The sequence below is a fragment of the Pseudomonas sp. NPDC087690 genome (genome assembly GCF_044743175.1).
Lineage (GTDB): Bacteria > Pseudomonadota > Gammaproteobacteria > Pseudomonadales > Pseudomonadaceae > Aquipseudomonas.
On sequence record NZ_JBIUVX010000007.1, the window covers coordinates 126309 to 146050 of the forward strand.

Genomic DNA, 19742 nt, shown 5'->3' on the forward strand with positions numbered 1-19742 from the left:
AGACCGCGTCCTGCATGCCCTCGAAGGGCGTGACACAGCAACCCGATTCCACTCGCAAGCCGAATTCAGGCAGGAAACCTCATGACCGACGCGTTCGAACTCCCCAGCACCCTGGTCCAAGCCCTCCAGCGCCGCGCGGCCCTGACGCCGGATCAACTGGCCTTGCGTTTTCTCGCTGAAACCGAGGAGCAGGGCGTGGTGCTCAGTTACCGCGAACTGGATGAACGCGCGCGCACCATAGCGGCAGCACTGCAGGCCCAGGCTGAGTTCGGCGATCGCGCAGTGCTGCTGTTTCCCAGCGGCCCGGACTATGTCGCGGCGTTCTTCGGTTGCCTGTACGCGGGCGTGATCGCCGTGCCGGCTTATCCGCCGGAGTCCGCGCGTCGTCATCACCAGGAGCGCCTGCTGTCGATCATCGCCGACGCTGAACCACGTCTGCTGCTGACCAGCGCCGACCTGCGTGACGCTTTGCAGCAGATCGAAGGCGCGCCCCCGTTGCTGTGCGTCGATACGCTCGACAGCGCACAAGCCGAAAACTGGGTCGAACCGAACCTGCCGCAAGACCACATCGCCTTCCTGCAATACACCTCCGGCTCCACCGCGCTGCCCAAAGGCGTGCAGGTCAGCCACGGCAATCTGGTCGCCAATGAACTGCTGATCCGTCACGGTTTCGGCATCGACGTGAACCCGGATGATGTGATCGTCAGTTGGTTGCCGCTGTATCACGACATGGGTTTGATCGGCGGTCTGCTGCAACCGATCTTCAGCGGCGTGCCGTGCATTCTGATGTCGCCGGCGTACTTCCTTGGTCGTCCATTGCGCTGGCTCGAAGCGATCAGCCAATACGGCGGCACCATCAGTGGCGGGCCGGATTTTGCCTACCGCTTGTGCAGCGAACGGGTCAGTGAATCGGCCCTTGAACGTCTCGACCTGAGTCGCTGGCGCGTAGCCTATTCCGGGTCTGAGCCGATTCGTCTCGACACCCTCGAACGCTTCGCCGAGAAGTTCACTGCGTGCGGTTTCAGTGCTGATAACTTCATGGCCTCGTACGGTCTGGCCGAGGCGACGTTGTTCGTCGCCGGCACCCCGCGCGGCACCGGCATCCCGGCATTGCGGGTGGATGATCAAGCATTGGCGCAAAACCGCGCCGAGCCGGGCGAGGGCAGCCCGATCATGAGCTGCGGCATCAGTCAGCCGGAACACGCGGTGTTGATCGTCGAGCCGAGCACGCTCGTAGAACTCGCCGATAACGCCGTCGGTGAAGTCTGGGCGGCCGGTCCGAGCATCGCCCACGGTTACTGGCGCAACCCCGAAGCCAGCGCCAAGACCTTCGTCCAGCATGCCGGCCGCGCCTGGCTGCGCACCGGTGACCTGGGCTTCATGCGCAACGGTGAGCTGTTCATCACCGGTCGCCTGAAAGACATGCTGATCGTGCGCGGCCACAACCTGTATCCGCAGGACATTGAGAAGACCGTCGAGAACGAAGTGGAAGTGGTGCGCAAGGGCCGCGTCGCCGCATTTGCGGTCAGTCAGGATGGTGAAGAGGGCATCGGCATCGCGGCGGAAATCAGCCGCAGCGTGCAGAAAATCCTCCCGCCGGAGGCGTTGATCAAAGCCATTCGCCAAGCGGTGGCCGAGGCGTATCAAGAGGCACCAAGCGTGGTGGTGCTGCTCAATCCGGGGGCGCTGCCGAAAACCTCCAGCGGCAAATTGCAGCGTTCGGCGTGCCGCAATCGCTTGGCCGATGGCAGCCTCGACAGCTACGCCGTATTCCCGTCGACAGTAACCGAAGACCAAGAGTCGACCGCCAGCGCCTCCGAACTCGAAGCGCTGATCGGCAAGCTCTGGGCCGAACAACTCAACGTCAAACAGGTCAACGCCGACGACCACTTCTTCCTGCTTGGCGGCAACTCGATTGCTGCCACGCAAGTGATCGCCCGGGTCCGTGAAGAACTTGGCCTTGAGCTGAACCTGCGTCTGTTGTTCGAAGCGCCGACGCTGTCGGCATTTGCCGCTGCGGTGGCGCAACAGCAGCAGGACGGCGGCAACGCCCAAGGCGCGATCGGCGCGTTGTCGCGCAACGAGCCGATGCCGCAATCGCTGGCGCAAAACCGTTTGTGGATCACCTGGCAACTCGACCCGCAGAGCAGCGCCTACAACATTCCCGGCGGCCTGCGCTTGCGCGGCGAGCTCGATGAAGACGCCTTGCGCGCCAGCTTCCAGCAACTGATCGAACGCCACGAATCGCTGCGCACACGCTTCTTCGAGCGCGACGGCGTCGCCCTGCAACACGTCGATGCCGCCGCTGAATTCAACCTGCAACTGATCGACATCAGCGACCTGCCGGCCCATGAGCGCGAAGCGCGCGCGCAGCAAATCCGCGAAGACGAAGCACGCAGCCAGTTCGACCTGGAACAAGGCCCGCTGCTGTGGGTGACGCTGGTGCGTCTCGATGACGAAGATCACCAACTGCTGGTGACCCTGCACCACATCATCGCCGACGGCTGGTCGCTGAATGTATTGATCGACGAGTTCTCGCGCCTGTACGCCGCCGCTTCGCAAGGCGCGATTGCCAGCCTCGCGCCGCTGCCAACTCAATATGCCGACTACGGCAGTTGGCAGCGCCAATGGCTGGCGCAAGGCGAGGGCGAACGGCAACTGGCGTATTGGAAAGCGCAGTTGGGTGACGAACATCCGGCGCTGGAATTGGCCACGGATCACCCGCGTTCGGCTCAACACGTTCACAGTGCCGCCCGCCACACCGTGCGTCTGGGTGTGAGCCTCAGCGATGCGATCCGCACCACCGCGCAGGCGCATCAATCGACGCCGTTCATGCTGCTGCTCTCGGCATTCCAGAGCCTGCTGCACCGCTACAGCGGTCAGCGCGACATTCGCATCGGCGTGCCCAACGCCAACCGTGCGCGCCTGGAAACCCAAGGCCTGATCGGCTTTTTCATCAACACTCAGGTGCTGCGCGCCGAGATCGATTCGCGCCTGTCATTCGTCGAACTGCTGGCCCAGACCCGCCAAGCCGCGCTCGGTGCCCAGGCGAATCAGGATCTGCCGTTCGAACAGCTGCTCGAAGCGTACCCGCAGGCTCGCGAACAAGGTCTGTTCCAGGTCATGTTCAACCACCAGCAGCGCGATTTGAGTGCACTCAAGCGTCTGCCGGGTCTGCTTGCCGAAGAACTGCCGTGGCACAGCCGCGAAGCCAAGTTCGACCTGCAATTGCATAGCGAAGAAGACCGTAACGGTCGCCTGACCCTGTCGTTCGACTACGCCAGCGAACTGTTCGACGCCCCGACCATCGTGCGTCTGGCCGGACACTTCAGCAACCTGCTGCACGAAGTTTGCGAACGTCCGGAACAAGCGCTTGGCGATCTGCAACTGCTCACCGTCGGCGAATACAATCAGCAAAAAGACTGGAGCGTCGCCCCGTGCACCCCGGCGCAACAGTGGCTCCCAGAGTTGCTCAATGAACAGGCGCGCCTCACGCCGGAACGCACCGCGCTGGTGTGGGACGGCGGCAGCTTCGACTTCGCCGAACTGCACACCCAGGCCAACCGCCTCGCGCATTACCTGCGCGACAAAGGCGTCGGCCCGGACGTTTGCGTGGCCATCGCCGCCGAGCGTTCGCCGCAACTGCTGATCGGTCTGCTGGCAATCATCAAGGCCGGCGGCGCTTACGTTCCTCTGGACCCGGACTACCCGGCGGATCGTCTGGCCTACATGCTCAGCGACAGCGGCGTCGAACTGCTGCTGACCCAGACCGAATTGCTCGACCGCTTGCCGGCCAGCGACGGCGTCAGTGTTATCGCCATGGACGCGCTGCACCTGGAGAACTGGCCGAGCCAGGCGCCGGGCCTGCACCTGCACGGCGACAACCTCGCCTACGTGATCTACACCTCGGGTTCCACCGGCCAACCGAAAGGTGTCGGCAACACCCACGCGGCACTGGCCGAACGTCTGCAATGGATGCAGAACACTTACGCGCTGAATGAAACGGATGTGCTGATGCAAAAGGCACCGATCAGTTTCGACGTCTCGGTGTGGGAATGCTTCTGGCCGTTGATCACCGGTGCGCGTCTGTTGATTGCCAGCCCGGGTGAACACCGCGATCCGCACCGCATCGCGCAACTGGTTCAGGAATATGGCGTGACCACGCTGCACTTCGTGCCGCCGCTGCTCTCGCTGTTCATCGATGAACCGCTGAGCGCCGAATGCACCAGCCTGCGCCGGGTATTCTCCGGCGGTGAAGCGCTGCCGGCCGAACTGCGTAACCGCGTGCTGGCGCAACTGCCGGCGGTGCAATTGCACAACCGTTACGGCCCGACCGAAACCGCGATCAACGTCACCCACTGGCATTGCACCACGGCCGATGGCGAACGCTCGCCGATCGGTCGTCCGTTGGGCAACGTGATTTGCCGCGTGCTCGATGCCGATCTCAATCCAGTGCCGGCCGGTGTGCCGGGTGAACTGTGCATCAGCGGCATCGGTCTGGCCCGTGGTTACCTCGGCCGTCCATCGTTGACCGCAGAGCGTTTTGTCGTCGATCCGCTGGGCGAGCAGGGCGCACGTTTGTACCGTACCGGCGACCGTGCGCGCTGGACGTCTGACGGCGTGATCGAATACCTCGGCCGTCTCGATCAACAGGTCAAACTGCGTGGCTTCCGCGTCGAACCGGAAGAAATCGAAGCACGTTTGCTAGCGCAGGACGGCGTCGCCCAAGCCGTGGTGCTGGTGCGTGAAACCGCTGCCGGCGCGCAGCTGATCGGCTACTTCACCGCCACCGATGCCAGCGAAAATCATGACGAGCAAATCACCCGGCTGAAAACCGCACTGGCCGCCGAGCTGCCGGAATACATGGTCCCGGCGCAATTGATGCGTCTTGACGCAATGCCCCTCAGCCCAAGCGGCAAACTCGACCGCCGCGCGCTGCCCGAGCCGCAATGGCAAGTACGTGAACACGTCGAACCGGTGACTGAGCTGGAACAGCAGATCGCCGCGATCTGGCGCGAAGTCCTTGGCCTTACCCAAGTCGGCCTGCGCGACGACTTCTTCGCCCTCGGCGGTCATTCGCTGCTGGCCACGCAAATCATCTCGCGCACCCGTCAGGCCTGCGACGTCGAGCTGCCGTTGCGCGCCTTGTTCGAGCACAGCGAACTCGGTGATTTCTCCGAACAGATCCGCCTGATCCAGGCCAGCGGCCGCACCAACAAACAGCCACCAATCGCCAAAGTCGACCGCAGCAAACCAGTGCCGCTGTCGTACTCGCAACAGCGCATGTGGTTCCTCTGGCAGATGGAACCTGACAGCCCGGCGTACAACGTCGGTGGCATGGCGCGCCTGCGTGGCGTGTTGCACGTCGAGCGTTTCGAGGCCGCGTTGCAAGCGCTGATCCTGCGCCACGAAACCCTGCGCACCACGTTCCCGAGTGTCGACGGCGTCGCCCGTCAGCAGGTGCATGCCGAAACCGGCGTGCGTATGGGCTGGAAGGATTTCTCGAAGATTGCCGCCGATCTGCGCGAGCAACAGGTTCAGCAATTCGCCGACGAAGAAGCGCATCTGCCGTTCGATCTGGAAACTGGCCCGCTGCTGCGCGCCTGTCTGGTGAAGACCGCCGAGCAGGAGCATTACTTCGTGCTGACCCTGCACCACATCGTCACCGAAGGCTGGGCGATGGACATTTTCGCCCGCGAACTCAGCGCGTTGTACGAAGCGTTTGTCGATGATCGCGATTCGCCGCTGGAGCCGCTGCCAGTGCAGTACCTCGACTACAGCGTCTGGCAGCGCCACTGGCTGGAATCCGGCGAGCGTCAGCGTCAGCTCGACTACTGGACCGCGCAACTCGGCCGTGAACATCCGCTGCTGGAGTTGCCGGGTGACCGTCCGCGTCCGCCGGTGCAAAGCCACCAAGGCGAGCTGTTCCGTTTTGACCTCAGCGACGACCTGGCTGCGCGGGTTCGTGCGTTCAATGCGCAAAACGGTCTGACCCTGTTCATGACCATGACTGCCGCGCTTGCCACGCTGCTTTACCGCTACAGCGGCCAGACCGATCTGCGCATCGGCGCGCCGGTGGCTAACCGCATCCGCCCGGAAAGCGAAGGGCTGATCGGTGCGTTCCTCAACACTCAAGTACTGCGTTGCCAGCTCGACGGCATGATGTCGGTCGGCGAACTGTTCGAGCAGGTGCGCCACACCGTGATCGAAGGCCAGTCGCATCAGGATCTGCCGTTCGATCATCTGGTCGAAGCGTTGCAGCCGCCGCGCAGTGCCGCGTACAACCCGCTGTTCCAGGTGATGTGCAACGTGCAGCGCTGGGAATTCCAGCAGAGCCGCATGCTCGCCGGGATGACCGTCGAGTACCTGGCCAACGATGCGCGGGCGACCAAGTTCGACCTCAATCTGGAAGTCACCGACCTCGATCATCGCCTCGGTTGCTGCCTGACGTACAGCACCGATCTGTTCGACGAGCCGACCATCGCGCGCATGGCCAAACATTGGCGCAATCTGCTCGAAGCGCTGATCGCCGATCCGCAACAGCGCCTCAGTGAATTGCCGCTGCTCGAGCAGCCCGAGCAACAGCAGTTGCTCGACAGCCTCGGCATCGAGCCGGGCGAGCATCGTCTTGACCAGTGCATCCATCATCTGTTCGCCGAACAAGCGCTGGCGCGCAAAGACGCACCGGCCCTGACCTTCGCCGGGCAGACCCTGAGCTACGCCGAACTCGACGCCCGCGCCAATCGTCTGGCCTGGGCCCTGCGTGAGCGTGGCGTTGGCCCGCAAGTGCGCGTTGGTCTGGCGCTGGAACGTTCGCTGGAAATGGTCATCGGCCTGCTGGCGATTCTCAAGGCTGGCGGTGCGTATGTGCCGCTGGACCCGGAATACCCGCTCGACCGTCTGCATTACATGATCGAAGACAGTCGCATTGGCCTGCTGCTCAGCGATCGCGCGATGTTCAAAGCCCTCGGCGATCTGCCGGCGAGCGTGGCGCGTTGGTGTTTGGAAGACGACAGCGTGGCGCTGGCTGATTACCCGGCCACTGAACTGGCGTTTATCAGCCTGCCGCAACATCAGGCGTACCTGATTTACACCTCGGGCTCGACCGGCAAGCCGAAAGGCGTGGTGGTCTCCCACGGCGAAATCGCCATGCACTGTCAGGCGGTGATCGAGCGTTTCGGCATGCGTGCGGACGATTGCGAACTGCACTTCTATTCGATCAACTTCGACGCGGCGACCGAGCGTCTGTTGGTGCCGTTGCTCAGTGGCGCGCAGGTGGTGTTGCGTGCGCAGGGTCAGTGGGACGCGGAAGAAATCTGCGGTTTGATCCGCACGCATAAAATCAACGTGCTCGGTTTCACCCCGAGCTACGGCAGCCAGTTGGCGCAGTTCCTCTCGACGCAAAATGAAATTCTGCCGGTGCGGATGATCATCACCGGCGGCGAAGCGTTGACCGGTGAACATCTGCAACGCATTCGTGCAGCGTTCAAACCGGCGATGTTCTTCAACGCCTACGGCCCGACGGAAACCGTGGTCATGCCGCTGGCCAGTCTGGCGCCGGAGGTGCTGGAAGAGGGCGCCGGCAGTGTGCCGATCGGCAGCGTGATTGGCGCGCGTATGGCGTACATTCTCGACGCCGATCTGGCGCTGGTGCCGCAAGGCGCGACCGGTGAGTTGTTCGTCGGTGGGGCCGGTCTGGCGCAGGCGTATCACGACCGTCCGGGCATTACCGCCGAGCGTTTTGTCGCTGACCCGTTCGCCACCGATGGCGGGCGCATGTACCGCACTGGCGACCTGGTGCGGCAGCGTGCCGATGGTTTGGTGGAGTATCTGGGGCGAATCGACCATCAGGTGAAAATCCGGGGTTTCCGTATCGAACTGGGCGAAATCGAAACGCGCCTGCTCGATCACGATTCGATCCGCGAAGCCGTGGTGCTGGCACTGGATGCGCCGAGCGGCAAACAACTGGTGGGCTATCTGGTCAGCGAAATCGCCGAGCAAAGCGAAACGAAACAGGCAGAGCTGCGTGAGGCGCTGAAATCGCACCTCAAGGCGCAACTGCCGGATTACATGGTGCCGACGCACCTGATTCTGCTGGCGAGCATGCCGCTGACCGCCAACGGTAAACTCGACCGCCGCGCGTTGCCAGCGCCGGATCCGGAGCTGAATCGTCAGGACTACGTTGCGCCGAGCAATGAACTTGAGCAGACCCTGGCGCAGATCTGGTGCGCGGTGCTCAACGTTGAACAGGTTGGCCTCAACGATAACTTCTTCGAACTGGGCGGCGACTCGATTCTGTCGATTCAAGTAGTCAGCCGTGCGCGCCAGCAGGGTATTCATTTCAGCCCGCGTGATCTGTTCCAGCATCAGACCGTGCAGACCCTCGCCGCTGTGGCCAGCCGCACCGAACAGGTGACGGCGGAGCAAGGCTTGGTGGTTGGTGAATCGCGTCTGACGCCGATTCAGCATTGGTTCTTCGACACGGAAATCCCTGAGCGTCAGCACTGGAACCAGGCGCTGTTGCTGGAGCCGACCGTGACCCTCGAACCGCACCGTCTGGAGCAGGCGTTGTTGGCGGTGATCGAGCAGCACGACGCCCTGCGTCTGCGCTTTACCGAGGCCAACGGCGAGTGGCAAGCCACGCACCAAGCGGTGTCCGATGCCGCTGTCTTGTGGCAAGTGCGCGTGACCTCGATGGACAAGTGCGAAGCGCTGTTCGCCGATGCTCAACGCAGCCTCGATCTTCAAAATGGTCCGCTGGTGCGTGCCGTGCTGGTCGATGGCCCTGAAGGTCAGCAACGCCTGTTCATCGCCATCCATCACTTGGTGGTCGACGGCGTCTCGTGGCGCGTATTGCTCGACGATGTGCAAACCGTTTACCGCCAACTCGACGCCGAACAAGCGGTGAAACTGCCGGCGAAAACCAGTGCCTTCAAGGATTGGGCAGCGCGTCTGCAGGCCTACGCCGGCAGCGAATCCCTGCGTGAAGAACTCAATTGGTGGCAGACCCAACTGGCCGGTCAGAACGCCGATTTGCCGTGCGAAAACCCACAGGGCGGCCAGCACAATCGTCATGCGCAAACCGTCAGCGTGCGCCTCGATGCCGAGCACACCCGGCAGTTGCTGCAACAAGCGCCGAGCGCTTATCGCACTCAGGTTAACGATCTGTTGCTGACCGCATTGGCCCGCGTACTTTGCCGCTGGAGCGGTCAGCCGTCGGCGCTGATTCAACTGGAAGGCCACGGCCGCGAAACGCTGTTCGACGAGATCGATCTGACTCGAACCGTCGGCTGGTTCACCAGCGCCTACCCGCTGCGTCTGACCCCGCACAACATCGAAGAGGCCGCAGGGCAGGGCGCTTCGATCAAGGCAATTAAAGAGCAACTGCGCGCGGTACCGCACAAAGGTCTGGGCTATGGCGTGCTGCGATATTTGGCTGATGATTTCACTCAGCGCAGCATGGAGGCGCTGCCGCATGCGCCGGTCACCTTCAACTACCTCGGTCAGTTCGACCAGAGTTTCGGCAGTGATGCGCTGTTCCGTCCGCTGGACGAGCCGGTCGGTGCCGCCCACGATCCGCAGGCGCCATTGCCGAACGAACTGAGCATCGACAGTCAGGTCTACGGCGGTGAATTGCTCCTGCGCTGGACCTTCAGCGCCGAGCGTTATGACGCGCAGACCATCAACGATCTGGCCGATGCCTACCTCGGCGAGCTGCAAAGCCTGATCGGCCATTGTCTGCAAGACGACGCCGGTGGGCTGACGCCGTCGGACTTCCCGCTGGCGAAACTGACTCAGGCGCAACTGGATGCCTTGCCGGTACCGGCCGCGCACATCGAAGACGTCTATCCTCTGACGCCGATGCAGGAAGGCATGTTGCTGCACACCCTGCTCGAACCGGGCACCGGTCTGTACTACATGCAGGATCGCTACCGCATCAACAGCGAACTCGACGCCGAGCGTTTCGCTCAGGCGTGGCAAGCGGTGATCGCCCGTCACGAAGCGCTGCGCGCCTCGTTCTGCTGGAACGTTGGCGAAGACATGCTGCAAGTGATTCACACGCCGGGTCGCACGCCGATCGAGTATCTGGACTGGAGCTCCATCGCCGAAGCCGAGCAGGAACCGCAGCTGCAAACGCTGCTGAAAAACGAGCGCGAGGCCGGTTTCGATCTGCTCAATCAGGCACCGTTCCACCTGCGTCTGATCAAGGTCGGTGCGGCGCGTTACTGGTTCATGATGAGCAACCACCACATCCTTATCGATGCCTGGTGCCGCTCGCTGCTGATGAACGACTTCTTCGAGATCTACACCGCCATGGGCGAGGGTCGTGAAGCGCAACTCGCCGTGCCGCCGCGTTATCGCGATTACATCGGCTGGCTGCAACGCCAGAGCCTCGCCGAAGCGCGGAACTGGTGGCAGCAGAACCTGCGAGGCTTCGAGCGCACCACGCCGATCCCGAGTGACCGGCCATTCCTGCGCGAACATGCTGGCGAAAGCGGCGGCATGATCGTTGGCGACCGCTACACCCGTCTTAATGTCGAGGACGGTGCACGTCTGCGTGAGCTGGCGCAGGCCCATCAGCTGACCATCAACACCTTCGCCCAAGCGGCGTGGGCCTTGGTACTGCGGCGCATGAGCGGCGATCGTGATGTGCTCTTCGGCGTCACCGTGGCCGGGCGCCCGGTGGAAATGCCGGAGATGCAACGCACCGTTGGCCTGTTCATCAACAGTATTGCGCTGCGGGTGCAGATGCCTGCAGACGATCAGCGCAGCAGTGTGCGTCAGTGGCTGAGCGGTTTGCTCGACAGCAACATGCAGCTGCGCGAGTACGAATACCTGCCGCTGGTGAACATCCAGGAACAAAGCGAATTGCCCAAAGGCCAGCCACTGTTCGACAGTCTGTTCGTCTTTGAAAACGCCCCGGTGGAAGTCTCGGTACTGGACCGTGCGCAGAGTCTCAACGCGACGTCGGATTCGGGCCGTACCCACACCAACTTCCCGTTGACGGCAGTGTGCTACCCGGGCGACGACCTTGGCCTGCACCTGTCTTATGATCAGCGTTACTTCGATGAAACGACCATCGAGCGCATGCTCGGCGAGTTCAAGCGTCTGCTGCTGGCGCTGGTCGATGGCTTCCATGGCGACATGGCCGATCTGCCGCTGCTGGGTACCGAGGAAGAGGATTTCCTGTTGCACGGTTGCAACCAGAGTGCCCACGACTATCCGCTGGAGCAGAGCTACGTGGCGCTGTTCGAAGCGCAGGTCGCTGCGCATCCGCAGCGTATCGCCGCGACGTGCCTTGATCAGCAACAGAGCTACGCCGAGCTGAACCACAACGCCAACCGTCTCGGCCATGCACTGGTCGCCGCGGGTGTGCAGATGGATCAACCGGTGGCACTGCTCGCCGAGCGTAATCTCGATCTGCTCGGCATGATCATCGGCAGCTTCAAGGCGGGCGCGGGTTATCTGCCGCTGGATCCGGGCCTGCCGAGCCAGCGTCTGCAACGCATCATCGAACTGAGCCGCACGCCGGTGCTGGTCTGCACTGAAGCGTGCGTTGAACAGGCGCAGACCTTGCTGGATGAATTCAGCTGCGCCAATCGCCCACGCTTGCTGGTGTGGGAAGAGATTCAAACGGCGGCGACATCGGCACAGGACTTGGGCATCTATAGCGGCCCGGACAACCTCGCTTACGTGATCTACACCTCGGGCTCCACTGGCTTGCCGAAAGGCGTGATGGTCGAGCAGCGCGGCATGCTCAATAACCAGTTGAGCAAGGTGCCGTACCTGAACCTGAGCGACGCCGACGTCATCGCACAGACTGCTTCGCAAAGCTTTGATATTTCGGTTTGGCAGTTCCTTGCTGCACCGTTGTTCGGCGCGCGGGTGGACATCGTGCCGAACACCATCGCCCACGATCCGCAAGGTTTGCTGGTGCACGTGCAAGCGCAGGGCATCACCGTGCTGGAAAGCGTGCCGTCGCTGATTCAGGGCATGCTCGCCTCGGAGCGACTGAGCCTCGATGGTCTGCGCTGGATGTTGCCGACCGGTGAAGCCATGCCGCCAGAACTGGCGCACCAGTGGCTGCTGCGTTACCCGGACATCGGTCTGGTCAATGCATACGGCCCGGCGGAATGCTCGGATGACGTGGCGTTTTTCCGTGTCGACATGGCCTCGACGCGCGGCAGCTATTTGCCGATCGGTACGCCGACCGACAACAACTTGCTCTATCTGGTCGATGGCGCGCTGGAGCTGGTGCCGTTGGGTGCGGTGGGTGAGTTGTGTGTCGCGGGCACCGGCGTTGGTCGCGGTTATGTCAGCGATCCGTTGCGCACCGCGCCGGTGTTTGTGCCGAACCCGTTCGGTGCGCCGGGCGAGCGTCTGTATCGCACCGGTGACCTGGCGCGGCGCCGCAGTGACGGTGTGCTGGAATATGTTGGCCGGGTTGACCATCAGGTGAAAATTCGTGGTTACCGCATCGAACTGGGTGAGATCGAAGCGCGCCTGCATGAACAGCCGGAAGTGCGCGATGGTGCGGTCGGTGTGCAGGAGGGTGTCAACGGTAAGCACCTGGTCGGCTATCTGGTCGCCGCCGATTCGGCACTCAATCCGAGCGAACGCCTGGAGCGGATCAAACAGCGCCTGCGCGCCGAATTGCCGGAATACATGGTGCCGCTGCACTGGTTGTGGCTCGACCAACTGCCGCTGAATGCCAACGGCAAACTCGACCGCAAAGCCTTGCCGGCACTGGAAATCGGCCAGTTGCAGAGCCAGGATTATCTGGCGCCGCGCAATGATCTTGAGCAGACGCTGGCTGATATTTGGGCTGAGGTGCTGAAGGTCGAGCAGGTCGGGGTGCGCGACAACTTTTTCGAGTTGGGCGGGCATTCGTTGCTGGCCACGCAAATCGCTTCGCGGGTGCAGAAATCCCTGCAACGTGATGTGCCGCTGCGGGCGATGTTCGAGTGCAGCACAGTGGAGGAGTTGGCCGAGTACATTGATGGGCTGGCGGCGAGTGATATCACCGAGGAGAAGGTCGACCGCTTGAATGATCTGATGGCGGAGCTGGAGGGGCTGTAATTCTCTAGCGTTTGTACTGGCCTCATCGCGAGCAGGCTCACTCCTACATTGGAATGCGTTCCCTTGTAGGAGCGAGCCTGCTCGCGATGTGGCCGGTACATTCATGTACATTTCCAAGGTTGACGATAAAGAACCGGCAGCTCAGTCTGCCGGTTCTCTTTTTTGTCGCGGAGGTGGTCGATGCCTTTTTTCACGGTTGACGGACAAGCGCTGCATTACATTGATCAAGGCTCAGGCCCGGCGGTGTTGCTGGCTGGCAGCTATCTGTGGGACCAGGCCATGTGGGCGCCGCAGATTGCCGCGTTGTCACCGCACTATCGGGTGATTGCCCTGGATCTGTGGGGCCATGGCGAGTCGGGCCGGTTGCCTGAAGGCACGGCGTCCCTGAATGATATCGCCCGTCAGGCGCAAGCCCTGCTCGATCATCTGGACATCGATCAGGTCACTCTTGTCGGACTATCGGTCGGCGGCATGTGGGGCGTGCGCCTGGCACTGGCGGCACCGCAGCGCATCAACGGTCTGGTGCTGATGGACACTTATGTTGGTGTCGAACCTGAGCCCACCCGCCAGTACTACTTCTCGCTGTTCAAGCAGATCGAAGACACCGGCGAAATCTCCGAGCAATTGCTGGACATCGTCGTGCCGATCTTCTTCCGTCCGGGCATTGATCCACAGTCGGCGCTGTATCAGGATTTCCGTGCAAAACTGGCGGCGTATTCGTCTGATCGACTGCGCGACAGCATCGTGCCGATGGGGCGCATCACCTTTGGTCGCGATGAGTTGTTATCAAGGCTGGGCGAATTGAATGCAGCGTCCACGCTGGTGCTGTGTGGCGATCAGGACAAGCCGCGACCACCGTCGGAAACTCAGGAAATGGCCGAGCTGATCGGTTGTCCATGGGTGCTGGTGCCGCAGGCGGGGCATATCTCCAATCTGGAGAATCCCGAGTTTGTGACGGAGGCGTTGCTTACCTTCCTCAGCGAGTGCAACCGTTAAACAGAGTGATCTTCAATCGCGAGCAGGCTCACTCCTACATTTGGAATGCATTCCCCTGTAGGAGTGAGCCTGCTCGCGATGGGGCCAGTCCAAGCACCGTAAATTATTTAGGCCCGAGAATCTTCACCAACTTGTCCGGCGAAGGCGCACCTTGCTGCTGTTGCAGCTCGCCCTTGTCATCCATATAGAAGATCGCCGGTGTCGCCTGCAAATCGAGGTCTTCCATCAACTGCATGTTCGCCGCCAGTTTGCTCTGCACCGCCACCGGAATATCTTTCAAGGCCTTGAGCGTGCTGCCCTTGCCAGCCTTTTCGTGATCTTCCAGGGCCTTGGCCGGATCTTTCGCCGCCAGCAACGCCGCTGACTTGCCCGGGCTGTCCTCGCGGATGATTCCGACCATGATGTGCCGCAGCTGCACCTTGCCGGATTTCACCCACGGCCGCGCCTGTTCCCAGAACATGTTGCAGTAAGGGCAGTTCGGATCGCTGAACAGGTACACGGTGCGCGGTGCATCCTTGTTGCCGTCCTGAATCCAGTTGCTCGCCTCGAACTTGGCCCAGACTTCCTTGGCCATCGGCGCATACACCAGTTTTTGCAGCGGTTCGCTGCTCAGGTCCTTGCCGTCGGCGTCGTATAGATTACCGAGCAGAACGTGTTTGCCATCCGGGGTCAGGTACAGCGCCATGCCACGGTTCTGATATTGCGCTGCGTAACCGCGCAGGCCATCGGGGGCGTCGAACTGGCCGACGATTTTCGCGCCTTTGGCTTCGATCTGCTTGATCGCCGCAGGCAACTCTTCAGCAGCCTGCACCGACGTCAAGTGCAGCAGGGCGGTGCCCAGAGTCAGCGTCAGCAGGTGGCGGAGGCGGGGCATGGCAGTTTCCTTGCAGAGGTGGCCGGAGCAGTGGCCGGGGTCGAATGTGGAGTCGGTTCGCCGAAGTTTTCCAGGGCACGCGCCAGACTGGCGTTCGACAACTCGCCAAGATGACTGGCCAGCAGACGCCCGTCGGGGCTGTAGAACAGCGTAGTCGGCAATGCCATTGAACCTACGGCCTGACCGAGCTGGCCGCGACGATCGAACAGCACGTTGTTCAAACTCAGGCCCTGGGTTTCGAGAAAGGTCGCCACGCTTTGCATGCTTTCGGCCTGATTGACGAACAGGAAGGTCAGGTCCGGGCGTTGTTGCTGGGCGCTTTCCAGCACTGGCATTTCGCGTCGGCACGGTGGGCACCAGGTCGCCCACAGGTTGATCACCAGCGGGCCGCCCTGATAATCGCTGAGCTGAATGGTTTCGCCGGCGGCGTTGCGCAGGGAAATATCCGGCAGGCGTGTGCCCTGTTCGTAGATATTCAATGACAAGGTCGCCAATAACCAGAACACCACGCCACTGGCCACGCCAAAGCCCAGCGGACGGCGCAGACCGGGCCGACGCCAGCCGCGATAGAACGCCGCCAGCAGCAGAACGATCACCCCAGGCCAGGCGAGAAAACCGCCGTCGCGCAGATCGATGATCTGCCACGGATCGTTGCGGTAATGGCTCCAGTACAGCACGACAAAGGCGATGCGCGCCGCCAGCATGCCGAGCAGAAACAGGCTGAATAACGCCGACTCGGGGTTATCGCCGCCGCGCTTGGCCACCCGCCAGCCGACAAAGGTCGCCAGCGCCAATGCACTGATCAGCAGCAGGTGGTTGAGCGCGATGGCAAAGGTGCCGAGGGTGAACGTCAGCATTAATTGGCGTCTCGGGTGGTGGCCCAGCGTTGCAGGAACGTGTCGGCATCGACTTCGCCGGTGATGCGCTGGCTGCGACGCTCTTCGCCGTCGGTGCCGATCCAGATGAACGTCGGCGGTCCCGGCACTTTGTAACGGCTGAGCAGCTCGCGGCTGGCGGCATTGTCGGCGGTGACATCAAGCCTGAGCAGGCGCACATCGCTCAATGCCTGCATGACCTTGTCCTTGCCGAACACCTGTTTTTCCATGACTTTGCACGACACGCACCAGTCGGCGTAATAGTCGAGCAAGACCCATTGGCCTTTGGTTTTCGCTGTATCCAGTTCGCGTTGCAGGGCGTCGGGATTGTTGATTGTGGTGAACGCTTCATGGCCATTGGGTGCAGCGCTGGTCGTGCGGCCGGCGCTATAAACCTGCAACGGCTGGTACGGATCATCACTGCCACCCGCCGCGCCGATCACCAGCAAACTGCCCCACAAACCCAGCAGCAGCGCCATTGCGCCGAACATCTGTGCAACACGGCCAAAGCCTTCGGATTGTTTCCAGGCACTGTAAGCGGCAATCAACAACAGCGCGCCGCACAAGCCCAGCCACAACGACGGGTCCAGCACCGGCCGCAGCATCAGCAATGCCGTGGCGAGGAACAGGAAACCAAACACGCCCTTGAGCAGGTTCATCCACTCGCCGGGTTTGGGCAGGAAGCGATTGCCGACGGTCACCAGCAACAACAGCGGCACACCAATACCGATGCCCAACGAGAACAGAATCAAGCCACCGTGCAGGGCATTGCCACTCTGCGCGATGTACAACAGCGCGCCGGCCAGCGGCGCGGTCATGCACGGGCCGACCAGCAAGCCCGACAGCGCGCCGAGCACGCCGGCGCCGACCAGGCTGCCACCACTGCGACTGCGCGAAGCGTGTTCCAGACGATCACGCAGCGCCACCGGCAATTGCAGCTCGAAGAAACCGAACATCGGCAACGCCAGCACCACGAAGATCGCGGCGAACGTGCCAAGCAGCCAAGGGTTCTGCAACCACGCTTGCAGGTTCGCGCCGAGCAGCGCGGCAATCACGCCCATCGCCGCATACACCAGCGCCATGCAAATCACATAACTGCCGGCCAGCGCAAAACCGCGACGCGGTGTGGCACCACTGCCGACGACCATACCTGCGAGAATCGGCAGCATCGGCAGCGTGCAAGGGGTAAACGCCAGCAGCAGGCCGAGGCCGAAGAACACCAGCAGACTCCAGCCCAGCGCGCGCTGTTGCAGGCTGCTGGCCAAGGCCTGATCCGGTGCTTCGGTGCCTGCCGCGACGGCGGCTTTACCGCCGAGGTCAATCACTCGGGTTTGCGGCGGATAGCACAGGCCGGCATCGGCACAGCCCTGATAGCTGACCTTGATCTGGCCGCTGGCCGAGGCGGGGATTTTGACTTCCAGGCCTTGGCGGTAAACCGGTTGCTCACCGAAAAACTCATCGCTGTGCGATTCGCCTTCGGGCAATGCCGGTTGTTGTTCGGCGCTCAGACCGTCGAATTTCAGGCGTTTCTGATACAGGTAATAGCCGTCGGTGATTTGCCAGAACAGCTGGGTTTCACCCGATTCCAGACGCTCGGACGTGAGCACGAACGCTTTATCGACCGGCAGAAACTCCGGTTTTGACTCAAATGGGTTGTTTCCAGCCTGGGCCAGGCTCGAAATCAGCAGAGCAAACAAAAGAAAAAAATGACGCATGGAGGAGCCTTGTCCCTGTGCAAGTGAGGTGCACAATGGGCGGTAGCGATTAACCGATGATTAACCGCCATGCCCTTGTCGCTGTGACGTTCGGGGCATAATGTCAGCTTAATCGGCCAACTGCCTAATCGGCTTTTTTCTACGGGACTCACCATGCACGTACTGGTTTGCGAAGACGATGAGTTGATCGCCAGCGGGATCGTTGCCGGTCTCACGGCGCAGGGGTTGACCGTCGAGCACGTCAACACGGCGTCAAAGGCACGGGCGATGCTCAAGGTTGCCGAATTCGACGTGATGGTGCTTGATCTCGGCCTGCCCGATGAAGATGGCCTCAAATTGCTCCAACAACTGCGGCAAAGCGGCCTCGAAATCCCGGTACTGATCCTGACTGCACGTGACTCGGTCACTGACCGCGTCGACGGTTTGCAGGCCGGGGCAGACGATTACCTGCTTAAACCCTTCGATCTGCGGGAGCTGTTCGCACGGCTGCAAACCCTGTTGCGGCGGGTGGCCGGGCGCAGCGTCAATCTGATCGAACATGGCGCGCTGACCTACGACCCGAGCAGCCGCGAAACCACCCTCGCCGGGCAACCGGTGGACTTGTCGCGCCGTGAGCAGTCGCTGCTGCAAGCGCTACTGCACAACCGTGGTCGTGTACTGTCCACCGAGCAGTTGAAAGACAGCGTCTATGGCTTCAACGACGAACTGGAAAGCAACGCGCTGAACGTGCACATCCATCACCTGCGCAGCAAGCTTGGTAAAGGCATCGTCGAAACCGTGCGCGGTCTGGGCTACCGCCTCGGCCCGGCCGACGGTGGGGATCAAGGCAAGTGATGAGTCTGCGATTGCGTTTGAGTCTGACCCTCGGCGCAGCCTTCGCGCTGATCTGGGCACTGGCGGCGGCCTGGATGCTCAGCGACTTGCGCAATCAGATGATGTTCTCGCTGGACCAGCGCCTGGTCGCTTCGGCGCGCATGGTCGCCGGGTTGCTGGAGCAGTTGCCGACATTGCCGAGCAAGGGCGAGGGCACCCATTTCAGTGCCGAACAGTTGAACATTCCGGGTGGCATGGCCTGTCAGGTCAGCTCCTTGCGCGGGGAAATTCTCGCGCGCAGCCACAACAATCCCGAGCAAGCACTGGAAGCCGAGAAAATGGGCTTCCACGACCAGATGATCGACGGTGCGCCGTGGCGCAGCTTTACCCTCGCGCGCGGCGACGTACGCATAACCACGGCGGATCGACAGATCGAACGCGAAGCGCTGAACATGTCGATCCTGCTGGCGGCGTCGGTGCCAGTCGGTGTGGCGCTGTTGGGTTGCCTGTGCCTGTTGTGGTTGGGAATCGGACAGGGCCTGGCGCCGCTCAATCGTCTGCGTGAGGCGTTGATGCGGCGTAACGCCGATTCGCTCGAACCGTTGCAGCTGCAGTCGTTTCCCAGTGAGCTGAAGCCACTGCTGGAAACGCAGAATCAGTTGTTCCAGCGCATCGGTAAAACCATCGAACGCGAACGTCGCCTTACCGGTGATGCCGCCCATGAACTGCGCAGCCCGCTGACCGCGATCAAGACCCACCTGCAAGTGGCACGCATGACCGAAGGCAGCGCTCGCGATCAATCGCTGGCGCGGGCGGAGGAGGGTGCTGATCGCTTGCATCGCACGCTGGAGCAATTGCTGTTGCTGGCGCGTGTCGAAGGCAGTCTGTCGTTCGACGACGGTTCGCAATGCAGCGCCGAACAGGTCGCCCGACTGGCGATTCAGGACGCCACTGGCGGGGAACGACTGCGGATCAAACTGCAATTGCCTGCGCAACTTTCTGAGGCTCCGTTGCAAATGCCAGCGGTGTTGGCGATTGCCGCGCTGCGCAATTTGCTCGACAACGCGCTGCGCCATACGCCGGAAGATTGTGCGGTCGAGGTGAGCCTGGAGACCATCGGCAATCGCGTACGGTTTGTCGTACGCGACCATGGTCCAGGCATTGCCCCGGATGATTTGCAGCACCTGACCCAGCGCTTCTGGCGCAACGGCCAAAGCACCGGCTGCGGCCTCGGCCTGGCGATTGTCCAGGCGATCGTCCAGCGTTGTGACTGCGCGCTGCATTTCGACAGCCGACCTGACGGTTTACGCGTCGAACTGACCATGCCCCTGCAAACGCTCTGATTTCACTCGTACAGGGGATTCTCATCAAATGTAACTTCTTGGCGTT

At 61.9% G+C, this 19742-nt stretch carries 7 protein-coding genes; 4 read left to right on the top strand and 3 right to left on the bottom strand.

All coding sequences use genetic code 11. The annotated features are described in order from the left end of the window. Nucleotides 1–81: 81 nt before the first annotated feature. Complete coding sequence (locus ACIPIZ_RS11505) at nucleotides 82–13080, top strand: non-ribosomal peptide synthetase (RefSeq protein WP_401165372.1); 12999 nt, start codon at nucleotides 82–84, stop codon at nucleotides 13078–13080. Nucleotides 13081–13260: 180 nt separating this feature from the next. Further along, on the top strand, nucleotides 13261–14076 hold the full coding sequence (locus ACIPIZ_RS11510) for an alpha/beta fold hydrolase (protein ID WP_401165374.1): 816 nt from the start codon (nucleotides 13261–13263) through the stop codon (nucleotides 14074–14076). Between the two features lie 103 nt (nucleotides 14077–14179). Here the strand turns inward: ACIPIZ_RS11510 and dsbG are convergent, their stop codons facing one another. Genes dsbG through dsbD form a run of 3 tightly spaced genes read right to left on the bottom strand, consistent with a single transcriptional unit; the run spans nucleotide 14180 to nucleotide 17540 of the window. Further along, the gene (gene dsbG, locus ACIPIZ_RS11515; protein ID WP_401165375.1) at nucleotides 14180–14950 is read right to left on the bottom strand and encodes a thiol:disulfide interchange protein DsbG; all 771 of its coding nucleotides are present in this window, start codon (nucleotides 14948–14950) and stop codon (nucleotides 14180–14182) included. Beyond that, a complete protein-coding gene (locus ACIPIZ_RS11520) occupies nucleotides 14926–15807 on the bottom strand; it encodes a TlpA disulfide reductase family protein (RefSeq protein WP_122661623.1) in 882 nt (293 codons plus the stop codon). The genes dsbG and ACIPIZ_RS11520 overlap by 25 nt, the downstream gene beginning before the upstream one ends. Then, the gene (gene dsbD, locus ACIPIZ_RS11525; protein WP_401165378.1) at nucleotides 15807–17540 is read right to left on the bottom strand and encodes a protein-disulfide reductase DsbD; all 1734 of its coding nucleotides are present in this window, start codon (nucleotides 17538–17540) and stop codon (nucleotides 15807–15809) included. The genes ACIPIZ_RS11520 and dsbD overlap by 1 nt, the downstream gene beginning before the upstream one ends. Before the next feature lie 153 nt (nucleotides 17541–17693). Here dsbD and ACIPIZ_RS11530 point away from each other — a divergent pair, with 153 nt between their 5' ends. Both ACIPIZ_RS11530 and ACIPIZ_RS11535 read left to right on the top strand, forming a co-directional pair. Continuing rightward, a complete protein-coding gene (locus ACIPIZ_RS11530; RefSeq protein WP_007908710.1) occupies nucleotides 17694–18374 on the top strand; it encodes a response regulator in 681 nt (226 codons plus the stop codon). After that, a complete protein-coding gene (locus tag ACIPIZ_RS11535) occupies nucleotides 18374–19696 on the top strand; it encodes an ATP-binding protein (protein WP_064391343.1) in 1323 nt (440 codons plus the stop codon). Before ACIPIZ_RS11530 ends, ACIPIZ_RS11535 begins: the two co-directional genes overlap by 1 nt. Nucleotides 19697–19742 lie beyond the last annotated feature (46 nt).